Source organism: Microcystis sp. M49636_WE2, from assembly GCF_030065375.1.
Taxonomy (GTDB): Bacteria; Cyanobacteriota; Cyanobacteriia; order Cyanobacteriales; family Microcystaceae; genus Microcystis; species Microcystis aeruginosa_C.
Map to the genome: position 1 here is coordinate 1 of NZ_JASJFG010000635.1, position 16,849 is coordinate 16,849.

General features: G+C 43.5%; 15 protein-coding genes and 1 pseudogene. 8 read left to right on the plus strand and 8 right to left on the minus strand.

Annotated features, from left to right (window positions below):
- From PX484_RS14695 to PX484_RS14705, 3 genes and pseudogenes are all read right to left on the minus strand, one after another.
- A pseudogene (locus PX484_RS14695) lies at positions 1-216 on the minus strand (GTP cyclohydrolase I FolE); the annotation flags it as partial.
- Between the two features lie 49 nt (positions 217-265).
- Entirely contained in the window at positions 266-994 is a 729-nt protein-coding gene (locus PX484_RS14700; protein WP_287765196.1) for an SDR family oxidoreductase, read from the minus strand.
- 345 nt (positions 995-1,339) lie between these two features.
- Positions 1,340-2,245, minus strand: coding sequence for a hypothetical protein (locus tag PX484_RS14705; protein WP_002800605.1), 906 nt, complete (start codon positions 2,243-2,245; stop codon positions 1,340-1,342).
- A 44-nt stretch (positions 2,246-2,289) separates the two neighbouring features.
- Between PX484_RS14705 and PX484_RS14710 the strand changes: the two genes are divergently transcribed.
- Entirely contained in the window at positions 2,290-2,697 is a 408-nt protein-coding gene (locus PX484_RS14710) for a hypothetical protein (RefSeq protein ID WP_287765198.1), read from the plus strand.
- A 77-nt stretch (positions 2,698-2,774) separates the two neighbouring features.
- Entirely contained in the window at positions 2,775-3,134 is a 360-nt protein-coding gene (locus tag PX484_RS14715; protein WP_002800603.1) for a hypothetical protein, read from the plus strand.
- Here the strand turns inward: PX484_RS14715 and nblS are convergent.
- The 3 genes from nblS to PX484_RS14730 form a co-directional block, all read right to left on the minus strand.
- Positions 3,115-5,106, minus strand: a complete 1,992-nt coding sequence (gene nblS / locus PX484_RS14720) for a two-component system sensor histidine kinase NblS (protein WP_287662522.1) — start codon at positions 5,104-5,106, stop codon at positions 3,115-3,117. The two genes, PX484_RS14715 and nblS, sit on opposite strands and share 20 nt — an antisense overlap.
- A gap of 114 nt (positions 5,107-5,220) precedes the next feature.
- Positions 5,221-5,568 (minus strand): DUF4359 domain-containing protein, encoded by a 348-nt coding sequence (locus tag PX484_RS14725; RefSeq protein ID WP_002800601.1) that lies wholly within the window; start codon positions 5,566-5,568, stop codon positions 5,221-5,223.
- A 75-nt stretch (positions 5,569-5,643) separates the two neighbouring features.
- A complete protein-coding gene (locus tag PX484_RS14730) occupies positions 5,644-5,823 on the minus strand; it encodes a hypothetical protein (RefSeq protein ID WP_002800600.1) in 180 nt (59 codons plus the stop codon).
- 293 nt (positions 5,824-6,116) lie between these two features.
- Between PX484_RS14730 and PX484_RS14735 the strand changes: the two genes are divergently transcribed.
- The 4 genes from PX484_RS14735 to PX484_RS14750 all read left to right on the plus strand — a co-directional run bounded on the left by PX484_RS14735 (position 6,117) and on the right by PX484_RS14750 (position 13,784).
- Positions 6,117-7,250 (plus strand): glycosyltransferase, encoded by a 1,134-nt coding sequence (locus tag PX484_RS14735; protein WP_287669197.1) that lies wholly within the window; start codon positions 6,117-6,119, stop codon positions 7,248-7,250.
- A 300-nt stretch (positions 7,251-7,550) separates the two neighbouring features.
- A complete protein-coding gene (locus tag PX484_RS14740; protein WP_287765201.1) occupies positions 7,551-8,750 on the plus strand; it encodes a proton extrusion protein PcxA in 1,200 nt (399 codons plus the stop codon).
- A gap of 6 nt (positions 8,751-8,756) precedes the next feature.
- A complete protein-coding gene (locus PX484_RS14745) occupies positions 8,757-12,059 on the plus strand; it encodes an efflux RND transporter permease subunit (protein WP_287765204.1) in 3,303 nt (1,100 codons plus the stop codon).
- Positions 12,060-12,218: 159 nt separating this feature from the next.
- Positions 12,219-13,784, plus strand: a complete 1,566-nt coding sequence (locus PX484_RS14750; protein WP_287669190.1) for a cation:proton antiporter — start codon at positions 12,219-12,221, stop codon at positions 13,782-13,784.
- Between the two features lie 18 nt (positions 13,785-13,802).
- Here PX484_RS14750 and PX484_RS14755 read toward each other — a convergent pair whose 3' ends face one another.
- The gene (locus tag PX484_RS14755) at positions 13,803-14,552 is read right to left on the minus strand and encodes an amino acid ABC transporter ATP-binding protein (protein WP_002762440.1); all 750 of its coding nucleotides are present in this window, start codon (positions 14,550-14,552) and stop codon (positions 13,803-13,805) included.
- 12 nt (positions 14,553-14,564) lie between these two features.
- Entirely contained in the window at positions 14,565-15,014 is a 450-nt protein-coding gene (locus PX484_RS14760) for a DUF29 domain-containing protein (RefSeq protein WP_002800591.1), read from the minus strand.
- A 199-nt stretch (positions 15,015-15,213) separates the two neighbouring features.
- Here PX484_RS14760 and PX484_RS14765 point away from each other — a divergent pair, with 199 nt between their 5' ends.
- Both PX484_RS14765 and PX484_RS14770 read left to right on the plus strand, forming a co-directional pair.
- Entirely contained in the window at positions 15,214-16,365 is a 1,152-nt protein-coding gene (locus PX484_RS14765) for a type I restriction endonuclease (RefSeq protein ID WP_287669185.1), read from the plus strand.
- A gap of 310 nt (positions 16,366-16,675) precedes the next feature.
- Positions 16,676-16,849, plus strand: a 174-nt coding sequence (locus tag PX484_RS14770) for an AAA family ATPase (RefSeq protein ID WP_288104447.1), incomplete at its 3' end; no start/stop codon positions are given.

Below are 16,849 nucleotides of genomic sequence, written 5' to 3' on the forward strand. Positions count from 1 at the left end.
GGGGGTTTTTAATAAACCTTCTCTTTCGGGATCTTCCCCCACCGAGATCAGGATATTTCTGACCGCATCCATCATCTGTTCTTTGTTTTCGTCGGAAGTTGGATGAATTTGAGCGGTTTTGCCATTGTGGGTGTTGCGATCAGGGCGACTGGTTACGCGTGCTTGGATAGCGTCGGTTAGATTACCGTTTAAACCGTTAGAAGAAGCTATGGTCATAATGAGGATGCCTGTAGGCGAATTGATCGATAAATAGGAGTATTTTGGGTTATAATGCCCCCGCACTGGGCATAATGGTCATCGTGTCCACTACGGCCTGTTTGGGCAGTAACACCGCTTGCAGAATGGCCTGAGCGATGATATCCGGGGTTAACATGGCCGAGCGATCGAAATCTGCTTTGACGCTATCGCTGTCCCAGATGGGAGTATTGACAGCCCCGGGGGTGATAATCGTGACGCGAATGGCGTTAGCCCGCTCCTCGAGGGCTAAAATGCGAGAAAATGCCACTAATCCCGCTTTGCTGACACTATAGGCCCCCCAATCGGGGAAAAAATTATCGGCGGCGATCGAGGAAACATTAACGATCATGCCTCCCCCCTGTTGACGCATGGCAGGTAAAATTCCTTGCACACACTGATAAACGCTGGTTAAATTCAGATCGATCACCCGCTGCCAGTCTGACAAAGGTGTTTCGGCCAAGGGATTTGTGTAACCCATGCCGGCATTATTGATCAGAATGTCGATCGGTCCGGATTCTTGGGCGATTTTAGCGATACTAGGAGCTACTTCCGGGATATCCGCCAAATCTAAGGGGTAAGCTTGGGCTGATACGCCTAAATCTGCCGCCATTCCCGCCACGGTTGCCAATTTTTGCCGATCACGACCGATTAAAACCAGATTAATTCCCGCCTTGGCGAAAGCGAGGGCGGTTTCTTTGCCGATGCCGCTGCCGGCTCCGGTGATCAGCGCTCGCTGTTGACGAATAACAGAGTTCATGGTATAGTTTGAAGTCTCTTAATTCTGGGTAGTTAGGTCAAAATTTTGGCGGTCAGGGGAACCCTAGAAAAGTTTAAGGGAGTTGGGTTGGATCGGAGCAATTTTTCTCGCACCAAAACTGCTGCGGCCACCCCAGGCGGGGGGGAGCATTGACTATCAAGTAGGTTCAAGATTAAGAATCGTTACAAAATTTTACCTAGCCAATTATAGCACTGTTAAGTCAGGGATCACTAATCTTTGTGTATATTCAGATAGATATCTAACCAGGGAGAGAAAAAAGCGGCCTGGTGGGCGAGAATTCTTGAGGCTGTCTTGGTCGAAAACTCCCTCTCCCGGCGCTCAAAACTACTCACCAGAGGAGATGACGGCACTGGGTTGAGTGCGATTGACAATCACCACTCGATCGCCGATAACGGGACTTCTAGCGAGGAGAATTCCCTCGTTATCCTTCATTTCCAAGCGGCGAAAATCGAGACTTTGGCAACGTTGAAAAACCGAATTAGCCAATTTATCCTGTTGTGATGCCTCCAGGCTATACCAATTATTGCCCAAAATAACTACTAGACGACTGGCCAAAAAATCTGCCTCTACGGTAGAAATAATCCCGGCGGGATAACGAGTAGTTAAATCGGTAATTTCCTCTTGAATGGCTGCGACTAAACTTTGTTCGGGAGTTAATCGGGGTTTTGCTTTAGTAATCGGGACGGGAATCGGTGCCTCTGGTGCGGTTAATTCTGGGGGAGTTTCGATAATTTCCCTAGCTGCCGGTGGGGGACTAGAGACAACTTCAGGCATATTTTCGGCAATTTCCCCTGGATTTTTCGGTAAACTGATCACGGCGACTAAGAGGATAGTGACTAAACTTCCTGTTAACAAACCGGTGATTAACCAATCGGGAATTTTTTCGCTAATTCCCCCGGGTAAAAGTCGGCGAATTTTGTTCAAAATTGCCGTCCACCACCCTTCCACCTGCTCGAAATCTGGTAAAATATCGTCGATTCCCTCGACTGCTTCGATGGGAGAATCTGGGGTTAAACTTTGCTCAACTCCTGCAAATTCGTCTGGTTTTAAAGCAGCGGCTAACTGTTGCGTTGAGTTAAGAAGATTATCAACAGCAACTTTTGGGGGTAACACTGTCCCCGTTCCCGTGTTAAGTTGGGAAACGATCAAATTTAACTGCTCGATCGCCTCTTGTAGTCGGATCACCGTTTCTGCTTGGCTGAAATTCTCTCGCTCGTTTGGTTGAGTCATAATCTTTCTTAACCCGCTGCCATTCTTTTTCAAAATATCATTCTATGCGTCGTTTTCTCGGTTTTTTAACCAGTATTTTCCTTGTCTTCCTGACTGCTTGTGGTAGTGTCGCTCCCCCGCAAGAATTTGCCCCTGACGGAGAAATCGTCGCCAAAGCCCTTTTATTACAATTTCGTCACACATCCGATCGCCTTAGTCAATCTTTACAGATCGATGATCCGCAGGTAAAAATTGCTAAAATTAATGTCACCAGTCTGGAACCGATTTATGTGGGCAAGTTACCCGCTTATCACTTGCAGGGGGATTACGATCTAACTCTGCGATTGCCCCATCAAAAAGATACCAAACAACACAACAATTTTGATCTTTATTTACAAAGACAGATCGAGGGTAAAACTTGGCGTTTACTGGAAGAAGTTGCCTCACAATGGCGCAGCTATTTAGTCAAATAACCAGAAAAAGCCAGGGGGTTTTGCTATAGTCTATGATTATCAGCAATGACAATCCTCAAAGGGAAAATTTAGCGATTATGATTACCTGTCCTCGTTGTCAGCAGAAGGTCGATAGTCAAGCCTTGCAATGTCCCTACTGTGCTAATATTTTAAAGGCCTATGGTCATCCCGGCATGACCCTGCATCAAGCTGTCACGGGCGAGTTTTTATGTCAAACTTGTCTCTACCATGGCGATGATAGCTGTAATTTTCCCCAACGTCCCTACGCTACCAGCTGCACTTTATACAAAAATAGCCAAATAATAGCCGAAAAAATTCCTCCTCTCCCTCTCCCTAGGGTTTTTAAAAATTGGTGTCTCAGGAATAAGGGATTATTGCTATTATTAACCCTGATTTTGGGCAGTATTGCCCTGGCTTTTATAAACTCACGTCGTTAATTTTCTTGCTGGCGATCAAGCCTTGATATAAATCTAGATCGAACCAGAAAGTTGTGCCAATTCCCACTTCACTAATCAAATTAATTTGACTATAGTGTTTTTCAATAATATTTTTGACGATCGATAATCCTAATCCCGTCCCTTCTAGAGTATGAACGCGATTTTCTACCCGATAGAATCGATCAAATATGGCACTTTGATCCTCGGCATCAATGCCAATACCAGTATCGGATACTTCCACGCGAATTTTGGGAGTTTCTTGGGGATTATCTCTGCTTATTTTATAGGCACGAATCACCACTTTACCGCCGGCAGGAGTAAATTTTAGGGAGTTACCGACTAGATTAGTTAATACCTGTAAAAGTAGATCATAATGACCTAAAATTGGTAGTAAATTGGCTTCAATTTCCGAGCTTAATTCTAGTCCTTTATCCCTAGCATTGAGTTGATAGGTTCTTAGGGTTTGTTCGATTAATTGTCCGATATCGAGCGCATCTAAGTTATAGTTACGCGAGGATTCTAACCGAGAAAGATCGAGAACATCATTAACTAAACGAGTTAAGCGATCGGTTTCATGATTGGCGGTTTCTAAAAACTCTCTTTTTTCTGTATCGCTGAGATCCTCACCAAATTCTGTCAGGGTTTCAATAAAAGATTTGATGTTAAATAAAGGGGTTCTTAACTCATGGGAAACATTGCTGATAAATTGACTTTTTGCCTCATTTAATTCTGTTTCTCTAGTGATATCCTGTAGCGTCATGGCAATTCCCCGGACATTCTCCCGATGCTGATCGAATACCTGAGTTAACAAAAGGCGAATTGTCCGGGGTTTCGGGTTAGTTAAAGATAATCTAAATTCTGCTGGGGAATAGTTATTATTTTCCTGATCAGTAACAGCATTTTTCTGATTTTGATTAGCCGATTCTTCTGGCTGGAGGGTTTCTCCTGCCGCAATTTGATAGAGAGGTTTAGTTAGTCTAACCGTTAACTCCGAAGGAAAAAGATGTAGAACATTTTGACCGATAATTTCCCGATCTTCCCAGCCAAATATCTCCCGAGCTGCGGGATTAATTAATAATAATTGAAAATTAGTATCTAAGAGAATTGCTCCATCAGCAATAGTGGACATTAACGTATCTAATTTGGCTTTTTCGGCGGTCATTTCTTCGATATTTTGTTCTTCGTATCGTTCTAACTTTTCCGCCATTTCATTAAAACTGAGAATTAATTCTCCTAACTCTCCTCCCAGGGGTAAATCAACGCGCTGCTTAAAATTTCCCGCTGCAATATTTTTGACCCCGACTAATAACTCCTTGATCGGTTTGGTGATAGTTAAAGCATTAAAAACCGCCCCGAGAATCACCATAGCCCAGATCGAGACAAAAACGGCAATAGTCACATCACGGGTTAGATTAGAAGAAGCCACCACAATAGCGTTAGGATTGATCCCGATCGCTAATACTCCCAAATATTTGCCCTCATGATTTAAGGGAACAAAGACATCGGTTACTTCACCGTCGGGGGTTTTATGCTGACGGATGAGGGGAGTTTCCCCATTTTCGCCATAATTTTCCGGTAATTGAATGCGACGCTCGATCGTCAGGGAGTTCTTAACTTCGGCGGTAGAATAGGGAATACCGAAAAATATTTCACCCTCCTCGTTAGCGTAGATCAAATAACGCACACTGGAGGTACTACTATAAAAACGGGCTGAAAAACGGGCTAAATCGGTTAAATTGTCCTCAGCAATCAGAGGGGAGACATTAGCGGCTAATAACAGCCCTAAATCCCGGCCAAAACGGGTATCATTGAGACGGACATCCTGCTGGATCGTGTTAACCGCCCAAAAGGTTAAACCACTCATCAACAAAGAAACGGCTAAAGTAGCCGCGGCCATTAATTTAGTTTGGAGGGTGAATTCAGACCACCAACGGGCGATCGCTTCTCGGAGAATGGGCAGAAAATTAAACACGGTTAGGGAGGATTAATCGGTGTTCTTGAGGAGTCTATCGCTCAAATCGCGGGTTAACACGATCATCTTAACTCATTATTAAGCTGGTAGCGGTTAAGCTGGCAGTAATCTCACCTAAGTCTCCGAGAAAGTCAAGAAATGTCCAAAAGCGCCAAGAGTTCTAATTTTAGCTACCCCCGGTACCTCTGTGGTGTAAATGCTGAACACACCTAAATTTTGCCGTTGACTAGAGGTTTCGATCGCTGGTTTTAAGATTTGATTTTTGATCACATTTCTGGCTGCCACTGGTAAAGAATCGATCGAGTCACAGAGACTGATTTTTTCGCAAGCGATTTTGTCGGCATGAGCGAGAAGTTTTTCCGAGGCGTATTCGCTGTAAAGTTCTTGGGGTGGATTGGTAAATCCCATAATCCCCGCTACCACCCCCAATGCGATCGCTCCCTTGAAGAAATTACCCCCCATAGCTACTTAGCTCCTTGATTTTGTCTTCTCCACTCTATTTTGACAAGACATTTTCGATCCGGCTAGGGGGCAGTGTTAATTTCTTAAACCAATACCGGGTGCATAGCACTCTAGTACATTTCCCGTGAGACTGCAACTAATTAACAGATAATCGCAGTGAGAACAGGCGGTGCTAACGAGATGGTGTTCTAAAATATGCTGTCTTTCGGCAAAATTTCCACAATTAGGACAGCGTACTTGTTGCAGGGTGATCATAGCAAACCTCGTTAATTAGTTATCTTTTGTATATAAAGCTAGTTTTTCTTGATCCCAATCGGTTTAAGCCTATTTTTTCCTTGATCCCCATTATGGAGTCGCTAATCTGATCTGGCTAGTAATTTTTACTAAACTTTGCAATTTTTCTTGAAAAATTTAATAATTTCTTTCTAGGGTTTTTTACCGTGATCGGATATGTGTCGGTAATTTTGGGGAAGAGAAAACCAGAAAATGAACTCTTAAACTGCCGATCCCTTACTGCTATAATTACGGCTGATATTATTGATTATCCTATGAAGTATGCTCTGGTTCACGAGTGGTTAACCCCAAAGGCGACGGGGGGATCGGAATTAGTGGTTAAGGAGATTTTACAATGTCTAGAGGCGGATTTATACGCTTTGGTCGATTTTGAGTCCACTAATCCCGATAGTTATCTCTATGGTCGCTCGATCGGGACAACTTTTCTGCAAAACTTCCCGAAAGCGAGAAATGGCGTACAAAAATACTTACCTTTTCTTCCCCTGGCGATCGAGCAGTTAAATTTAGAGGATTATGATGTGATTTTATCCTCCTCCCATTGTGTGGCTAAAGGGGTGTTAATTCGACCGGATCAGGTGCACATTTGTTATTGTCACACTCCGATGCGTTATGCTTGGGATTTAACTTTTGACTATCTGGCTAATAGTAAGTTAGGACAGGGATTACCCGGTATTTTCACCCGTTATCTTTTGCATGGTTTGCGTCAGTGGGATGTGATTTCTGCTAATCGTGTGGACTATTTTCTGGCTAATTCCCACCACACCGCTAGACGAATTTGGCGCTGTTATCGACGGGAGGCAAAAGTTATTTATCCTCCCGTACAAATCGAGCGTTTTCCCTACCAAGAGAAAAAAGAAGATTTTTATTTAGTAGTCTCTCGTTTGGTTAGTTATAAAAAAGTCCCTTTAATTGTGGAAGCGTTTAATCAATTGGGATTACCCCTAGTGGTTATTGGAGATGGTCCACAAATGGCTTTAATTCGACAGTTAGCCAAGGATAATATTCAGATTTTAGGGGCAGTATCCGATCAAATGGTAGCAGAATATATGTCGAAAGCAAAAGCGTTTATTTATGCTGCTTGTGAGGATTTTGGTATTGCTTTAGTGGAAGCGCAAGCTTGTGGTACTCCCGTGATTGGATTTGCTGCCGGAGGTGCTTTAGAAACCGTGCGAGATCTGCGGGAAAATTCTCCCCAGGGAACAGGATTACTTTTTGGGGAACAAAATCCCCAATCCTTGCAGGAAGCGGTTAAATATTTTGTCGATCATGCGGATAAAATTGACCCAGAAAATTGTCGGCAACAGGCTAATAGATTTACTCCTGAAATCTTTCAAAGTAACTATAGTTTATTTGTCGAGGAACATTCAATATCTAAAAATTATTGCTAACTTTAATTAGAGCAGTTATCCTAATGGTGAGCTAGGAAGTTTTCGTTTTAGGGAGTCGGTCATCGATCGTTGATAAAAAATTAGGTTATACAATATTTTGATGAGAAACGCTGTAAAAGAGGGCGAATGCAATTCGCCCCTACAATATTTTGATGAGAAACGTTGTATTTCCTCAATGGTGGGAGTGCATCACCTGCGCTCAAAATGTAATATTATGGATATTTCTCTAACGTGGAGATCTAGCCAACGCTGATAGCTTACCGTGGTGATTGTGATGACAGAAAAGCGAGGATTATAGCCGTGCCTTGGAATCGAGTTAATCAATGGGTAGAAAGACGCTCTTTAGTGGCCTTAGAATCAGCTTATCAGAGAGCGCTGAAAATTAAAGCGATCGAAGATAAACATTTTGGGGGACAAAAAATTTCCCCGGCTGCCGTGGGAGGAAAAAGTGTTTATGATTACTTTCAAAGTACCCTAGAGCGAGAATTATTACAGATACGTTTCGATTTAACTCAAGTGCGTCTGGGTAATTTTATCAATCCGCAAACTAACCCAGAAAATAATAACATCCTAGAGACTTTAAAGGCGATCGAGGATATTATCGGTAAATATCGCCTAGATTTAGGGGAATTGCTGCCCCCATTACCGAATAATCAAACCCCAAATCTGCCTAATGCCAATCTCACCAGTGATAAACCCAGGGATAAAGATAACCAGATAATTTCTCCTGCAACCAGTAATAAATTTTTTAACTTCCAGCAAGAATTAACCCCCGAATACGAACAAACCGTTATTAAACAACTCCGTACCCTGCGACAACAACAACGGATTGCTATCCGTTTTATCCTGATTATTATTTTAGTTCCTCTCTCGGTGCAGTTTATTAGTAAAAACTTCGTTTTTAGCCCTGTCTTAAACTATTTTGGTGTGGATAGAGCGAAAATATCAGAAGTTTATATTTCTCAGGAAATTGGTGAAAAATATCTCAGGGAATTTGCTAGACTTCAAGAAATACAAGAAATCAAGCACGTTTTAGGAGTAGCAAAAGTAGGACATGAATCAGAAGAAACCTTTCGGGAACAGGTGCAAGAATTATTCAGAGAAGCGGGTTATGAAAGTCAAGATGGTTGGAAAAACTTGCTCTCCGATATTACTGGAGTAATAGCCTTTATCGCGATCTTAATTTTTGGTCGTCAACAATTGGCAATTACGCGAGCCTATCTTAGTCGTTATTTTCTCAGCTTAAATGATATCACCAAAGCCTTTATCTTTATTCTCTTTACCGATATATTTGTCGGGTTTCACTCGGCGGAGGGTTGGACGGTAATCTTAGAAACTTTGTTCCGGCACTTTGGTTGGCGCGAGAATATTACATTCATTAGCTTGTTTGTGGCCACTGTTCCCGTTATCCTAGATACCATCTTTAAACTATTAATATTTAATTATCTGACTCGTAAATCTCCCACCGCCGCAACTATCCTAGAAAAGATGAACCAGTAACGCCCTATGATCCTCAGTATTGCCGATACTTTCATTAAAAGACCCGTTCTGACCACAGTTTGCTCGATTTTAATCGTTTTGATCGGAGCGATCGCTGTTCCCTTTTTACCCCTAGAAAAACTGCCCCAGTTGGCATTTATTCAGGTGGCGGTAAATGCCAACTATTTGGGAACCGATGCCAAAACCGTACAGGATAACGTTACCACGGTACTCGATCGCCAGATTAACGGGACAGAACAGATTGTTTATATGCAGTCCCAGAGTACCAACACCGGACAAAGTACGGTGAATGTCTTTTTCCCGGTGGAAATGGATCGTAACATTGCCCAAGTCTTGGTACAAAACCGTGTCAGTACCGCCGCCGCTAGTTTACCTGAAGAAGTGAACCGGCAGGGGGTGACAACCAATACCCAATCCCCCAGCGTTACCCTTGCCTACGGGATTTCCGCCAAACCGGACGAAAAGGGCAATTATCCCTACGATACAGTCTTTTTAAGTAACTTTGTTGATCGAGTCATCGATGCCGAGATTCGCCGGATCGAGGGGGTTGGTAGTACAACCATCATCGGGGAAAGGGAATACGCCCTGCGTTTTTGGCTTAATCCCGATGCTTTAGCCGCTAGGGGCGTATCGGCGGAACAAGTAGTACAGGCGATCCGAGAACAGAATATTCAGGTGGGTGCGGGGACAATTGGCGGTGATCCCAGTCCCGAAGAGCAGCAATTCCAGATCGCCATTCGCGCCGTTGGTAGGGTTGCCACCGGGGAGGAAGCAGAAAATATCGTCGTCAAAGTCGGTGAAAATGGCGATTTAATCCGAATTAAAGACGTGGGACGGGCAGAAATCGGAGCCGAAAGCTACAGTACCGCCGCCTATTTCGACAAATCCCCCGCCGTCGTCTATATCGTCTATCAGTTACCCGGTTCCAACGCTTGGAATACTGCCAAACTGGTGAAAGAAAAAATGGCGGAACTAGAACCGAGTTTCCCCCCGGGGTTAAATATCGCCATTACCCTCGATAATACCGCCTTTGTCGCCGCTTCCCTGGAAGAAGCCTTTAGCACTCTGGTGGAGGCGATTTTACTGGTTATTCTCGTCATTTTTATCTTCCTTCAGGATTGGCGCACCACGATCATTCCGGCGATCGCTATTCCCGTATCTTTGATCGGAACCATGGCCGTCGCCCTGGCTTTAGGCTATTCTCTCAATAACCTCTCCTTGTTTGCCGTCATTCTGGCCACCGGTTTAGTGGTGGACGACGGCATCGTGATTGTAGAGGCGGTATCGGAAAAATTACGGCAGGGAATGCGGCCATTTCAAGCTGCCCTTGATGCCATGGGCGAGTTAACCTCGGCGGTTATCGCCAGTTCTCTTGTACTATTAGCGGTTTTTATTCCCGTCACCTTCTTCCCCGGTACGGTGGGGATCGTTTATCGACAATTTGCCGTCATCATCTCCGCTTCAATTATCATCTCCACCTTTAACGCCCTCAGTTTTTCCCCCACCATGTCGGCGATTATCATGAAAGCGCCCCAACGCACCCGCGGACCCTTGGGACTGTTTTTCGAGGGCTTTAATCGGGGTTTCAACGCAGTTAAAGAGGGCTATCGACGCTCGATCGAATTTCTGATCCGCATCCGTTTTTTAGTGTTACCCTTCTTTATCGCCGCCCTCTTTCTCACAGCTTGGAGTTATAGCACCACTCCCCAGGGTTTTATCCCCGAAGAAGACCAAGGTTATGCCTTCGTTTTGGTGCAAGCACCCGCCGGGGTTTCCTTGCGCTACACCGATCAGGTTATCCGTCAGATTAACGAAGAAATTCTCGACGGTATCGAAGAAATCGAACACTTTGTCGGTATGGCGGGCTTTAGTTTTGCCGGAAGTGGTAGCAACCAAGGGCTATTTTTTGTCAAGTTAAAAGAATGGTCGGAACGGCCCGGCGAAGATAAGTCGGTTTTCGGGGTTCTGCGGAAAATTAACCAGCAATTAGCCACTAAAGTCCCAGATGCTCGCGCTTTCGCCGTTAATGCGCCCCCCGTGGATGGATTAAGCTCTACCGGCGGTTTCGAGTTATTTATCCAAAACCGCGCTTCTTTCCCCATGGACGCTTTGATTGCCAACGCTAATAAAGTCATGGCCGAGGCCCGAACAAGACCGGAATTATCGGGAATTTTCACCCAATTTACCACCGACACGCCGATGCTGGAACTTTCCATCAATCGCAACCAGCTACAGGCCCAAAACGTCGATATGCAGGCCGTTTTCGGAACCCTGCAAACCTATCTCGGTTCCAACTTCGTTAACCAATTCGTCTTAGGCGATCGCTTGTATCGAGTCTTTGCCCAAGCAGAAGCGGATTATCGTTCTAATCCCGAAGATATTAACCGTCTTTACGTCCGTTCCCGTACCGGGGCCAATATTCCCCTATCGGGTTTAGTTAGCGTCAAACGCTTCACCTATCCACCGATTATCACTAACTTTAACCTCTATCCCTCGATTAACGTTCAGGGTAGTCCCGCCCCCGGTTTTAGTACGGGACAGGCGATCGCAGTGATGGAAGATGTTTGTCGGAAAGTCCTGCAGCCCGGTTTCGGTTACGCTTGGACGGGTACAGCTTTCCAAGAAAAAACTTCCGCCGGGGCTGCCCCAGTTATCTTCGGATTAGCCTTTATCGTGGTTTTCCTCGTCCTTGCGGCCCAGTACGAAAGCTACATTGACCCGATTATCATCATGATTACGGTTCCCCTAGCGATCCTAGGTGCCATGGGGGCCTTACTGTTGCGGGCGAATTTCCTACAAGTGGGTAGTCTCTTCCCGGCGGTGAATAATAATATCTATGCTCAGGTGGCTTTGGTCATGTTGATCGGTTTAGCGGCTAAAAATGCGATTTTAATCGTGGAATTCGCTAACCAGTCCCGTACTTTGGGTTTAAGTATTCCCGATGCGGCAGCCCGGGCCTCGACGGAACGCTTAAGACCGATTCTGATGACGGCTATTTCCGGTTTAGTCGGTTTCTTGCCCTTGGTTATCGCTTCCGGCGCCGGGGCGATGAGTCGTTGGTCCCTGGGAACTGCAATCTTAGGCGGTTATCTGATTTCCACGGTGTTGAGTTTATTTCTCGTCCCGGTGTTGTATGTGCTGATCAAACAGTTCGAGGCCCGATTCCTCTCCTCGAAACCCCCGAAAAGTGGCGGTTCTGGCGGCAAAAAAACCCCTTCTCTCGATGGGGAAAGAAATACATCAGAAACCCCGATAGAAGAAGGGGCCATTTCCTCTTTGAAAATCTCTCCTCAGTCCCCGAATGACTAGGGTGTTGGATTTTGGGGGTTAGGTGTTCGGTCGTCGGTCGTCGGTCGTCAGTAGTCAGTAGTCAGTAGTCAGGAGATTATTTTTATTTATTCTTCCCACTCCCCAATTCATAATTCATAATTCATAATTCATAATTCCCATATCTGATAACTGAAAATAATGAGTCTAGAATCTACTGCTAACGAGGCGATCGCTCATAATTTAGAGCAATTCCTGCTAGTTTTGACCATTTCCTTGAGTGTCGCCACTTTATCGAGAACCGTTGCCTTCCTCCGCAAAATTCCCTACACCCTGCTGTTAGTTATTGTCGGTATGGGTTTAGCTTTTTTAGATTTGCGTTTGGTCAATCTTTCCCCGGAATTAATTCTGGAAATTTTTCTGCCTCCCCTCCTTTTTGAAGCCGCTTGGAATATTCCTTGGGCTAAATTAAAGGAATATTGGGTTACTATCGTCCTTTTTGCCGTTATCGGGGTGATTATCTCCGTTTTGGGGGTTGCCTATCCCCTACATATTTTTGCCAATTTACCCCTATCGATCGCTTTTCTCTTGGGGGCTGCCCTAGCTGCCACCGATCCCGTCTCTGTAATTGCCCTATTTAAAGAATTGGGGGCCAGTAAAAAACTGACGATCCTGATGGAAGGGGAAAGTCTCTTTAATGATGGGGTCGCTGTGGTGGCTTTCGTCCTCTTGGTGGGGATTCCCTTGGGAGTCGATACCTTTTCCGTACCCGTCACGATCGCTCGTTTCTGCACCTTTGTGGGGATTGGCATCGGTGTGGGTTGCGTGATCGGTTTCGGCATTTCCTACCTTACCCAACGCTTTGATCTGCCTTTTGTGGAACAGTCTCTGACTCTAGTTTCTGCATACGGAACCTATCTCGTCACGGAAAAATTAGGCGGATCCGGTGTGATTGGGGTGGTAATTGTCGGGATTATTCTCGGTAATCTCGGTTCGCGCATTGGTATGAGTCCCCGCACGCGCCTGGTAGTTAGCGAATTTTGGGAATTTATCGCCTTTTTTGTCAATTCCATCATCTTTTTACTGATCGGCGATCAAACTCGTTTTGAGAGTCTTGGTAGTCACTTAACCGGGATTTTAATAGCGATCGCTGCTATGGTGGTTTCCCGTCTGTTCTCAATTTTTGGACTAGGGGCAATTAGTAACCTAATTACGGGCAATAACATCAATTTCAAGGAAAGAACGGTGTTATGGTGGGGAGGATTGCGCGGTTCGGTTTCGATCGCCCTAGCGTTAAGTGTTCCCACGGCTATCCCCTACCGTCAAGAAATTATTGACGTGGTTTTTGGGGTGGTTTTATTTACTTTATTGGTGCAAGGATTATCTATACAATGGCTGTTAAATGCCCTCAATCTTATCGGTGATCAACCGATTCGCGCCGAATATTCGGCCCTAATTGCTCGTCAAATTGCTTTAACTAGGGTGTCTAATTATCTGCAACAACCAGAACGTTTTCCCGATATCGATCCCGAATTTTATCGCTATAAAAAAACTCTGGTGGAAGGACAATTAAAGTCCTTGCGGGATCAGTTGCAAAAATTACTACAGGAACATCCACAATTAAAAGATGTGGTGGCCGAACAATTTCAAGATACTTTACTCGATATCGAAGCTAATACCTACGCAGAATTAATTCGAGCCGGTCGTTTAAATGAAAATCTCGTTCCCCTTTTAGTGGAGGTAGAAGAAGAAAAAGAGAGGGTTTAATGATCAAGTCATGGAAAATCAAAGAATTTTTGCTAAAAATTGCTGAGTTCGATCGGATTGGGGATGATTAAAAAATTCTGCTGGGGGGGCAATTTCCAAAATTAAACCCTGATCCATAAATACCACTCGATCGGCCACTTCTCGCGCGAATCCTACCTCGTGGGTGACACAAACCATGGTCATCCCCGATTTGGCTAAACTTTGCATCGTTTCCAAGACTTCTCGCACCATTTCTGGGTCTAAAGCTGAGGTGGGTTCATCGAATAACATCACCTTCGGCTGCATGGCCAAAGCGCGAACGATCGCCACCCGCTGCTGTTGTCCTCCCGATAACTGAGGGGGATATTTAAGCGCTTGTTCGAGAATACCAACTTTTTCGAGGAGTTTTCTCGCTATTTCCTCCGCTTGCGCTTTTTTCCAACCGCGCACCCACATCGGACCGAGGGTGACATTATCTAATACCGTCAGATGGGGAAAGAGGTTAAATTGTTGAAAAACCATGCCAACTTCCTGACGGATTGCCTCGATATTTTTGAGGTTGTGAGACACAGTTATTCCGTCAATAATAATGCGGCCTTTTTGATAGGATTCCAACCCGTTAAAAGTGCGAATAAAGGTGGATTTTCCTGAACCGGACGGTCCCATAATCACGACAACTTCCTGTTTATTAACGGTGAGATTGACTCCCCGCAAAGCATGAAAGCGGTTATCATACCATTTTTCCACCGCTTCGGCAATTATAATCGGTTCACTGTTGTGAGAGTCCATATTTTTGAGAGTTTATTGATTATCTGTATCGGGAAACCACTGTTTCTCAAGAATTTGTCTCAGAGAGTAGGGACAAATTATCGGTAAATTTTTTAATCCTGTCTTTTTTTCGGCAATTAAGCGAGCGTTTTCATAGATATTCTCTAACTCTAGTTCTAGAAATTTGCTTAAATTGGTGGTGAGCTTATCTTCTAATTGTACTCGAAAAGTGATAATGTCTGCCGCCCAATGATTACTATTTCTTTCTCTTTCTGTTGTCCAAAATTGATAGAGTAACAGATGGATTATTATTTGTAAACTTAAACTTTTAACAGCAGTTTTTTCGCTTCGTCCCAAAGCTGCCAACTCCTCGATTAAATGTTCGTAATCTAACTGATCTAACTGACGATTTTTTAATAACTCGATCGTCTCGCTTAACCAGCGATCATACTCCCGTTCATAAAGCTGTTCTAAAGCAAGCATTGTCCTTGATTAAATGGGGACAGAAGAAAAATAACCCGTTCCTAGGAATGATAGCACAAAAGATATGAACGGTACGGGATTAGTGTAAATATTTGTGAATTAATAATGATGACAGTAAAAAATGCTTGACCATGAGGTAAAAAAAAGGTTAAATTATGGTTAGGCTGAGAACCCACACATCCTAGATAATGAGGCTATCATGGAGATCGATAAACTCAAAGCAATTGCTCAAAAAGTTGAAACCTCTCGTTCTCAAATCCAAAACGAACAGGCAACCAAAACAGCTTTTATTATGCCTTTTTTGCAAGCATGGGGTTACGATGTATTCAATCCCATGGAAGTTCACCCCGAATATAGTGCAGATTTAACTGGATTAAAAGGGGAAAAAGTAGATTATGCTATTTGTTTGGACAATCAACCGATTATTTTGATGGAATGTAAAAGCTGTCATCAAAATCTTGAGCATCCTAAACATAGTTCCCAACTGCATCGATATTTTAACGCAACTGGAGCTAACTTTGGAGTTTTAACTAATGGGATTATCTATCGGTTTTATACGGATATCGTCAAGGATAATATCATGGACGATAAGCCATTTTTTGAGTTTAACATTCTCGACTTTGACGACTCTTCTGTTAACGAATTAAAACGATTTTCTAAATCTAGCTTTAATTCTGACGAACTAGAAGAGGTTGCTCGCAATTTATTGCACACAAAAGAAGTTAAAAAAGTGATTGCCCAGCAATTAAATGATCCTTCCCCCGAATTTGTTAAGTTTTTTGTTAGTCATGTGTATTCTGGGGTGAGAACTGCATCGGTTGTCGAAAAATTCAAAGAAATTATTAAGCGTTCTCTCAAAGAGTATATCAATGATATCATCAAAGAAAAATTTGAGGAAGTTTTAGGAAAAGAACCTGAACCAAATCCTCCTGATACACCAGCATTAGAAGATACTCCACCAGAAGAAACAGGGGAAGATAAAATTAATACGACCCCCGAAGAATTGGAAGGATTTTACATTATTAAATCAATTCTACGGGAAGAAATCAATACCGCACGCATTCAATTCAAAGACACTAGAAGTTATTTTGGTATCAACTTAGATGGAAAAGTAACCAAAACAGTCTGTCGTCTGCGCTTCAATGAAAAAACTGGCAAGAAATCAATCAGTATTCCCGATAACGTCGAAACTGGCAAAGAAGCAACCACCAATATAGACAGTCTTGATGAAATTTATGGAGTCGCTGAATTTCTGAAATCTCGTATCCGCTATCTGACTCAAGATATTTATAAAAGCAAGTCAGAAAAAACGGAAAGTATAGTCATTTCAGATAAGTCTGATACAGTCTAGGCCGACAAAACCCTTATGAAATCTCGGATTGATATTCTCAATCTTAATTGAAATGACTATATCTAAAATAATTAGCCCCTATCTCTTTAACGACCGATAGGGGTTTTTAATGATATAATTTTTAGTAATCGCTGATTATCGTTGTAAAATTTTATCTAGGTATAGGAAGTTACGGTTAAGTAAGTGGTCATGAAAAGGAGACGGGAAACAGGAGATAGGAAAAAGCTGATAACTAGAAGTTCATTAAAACTTCAACACATTTGAGGAGATAACTTAGTTTTTTGTCACCCTTTTCAGCTAAACTAAGTTTATGACTAAAAGCCTAGAAAACATTACCATTCATCAGTTTAGAGGACTGCGAGAGCTTGAGCTAAAGAATCTCGGACAGATTAACCTGCTTGTGGGAATTAATAATTCGGGAAAAACCAGCGTTCTCGAAGCGTTATCTATTTACTGTCATCCCTTAGATCTAAAAGTTTGGCTA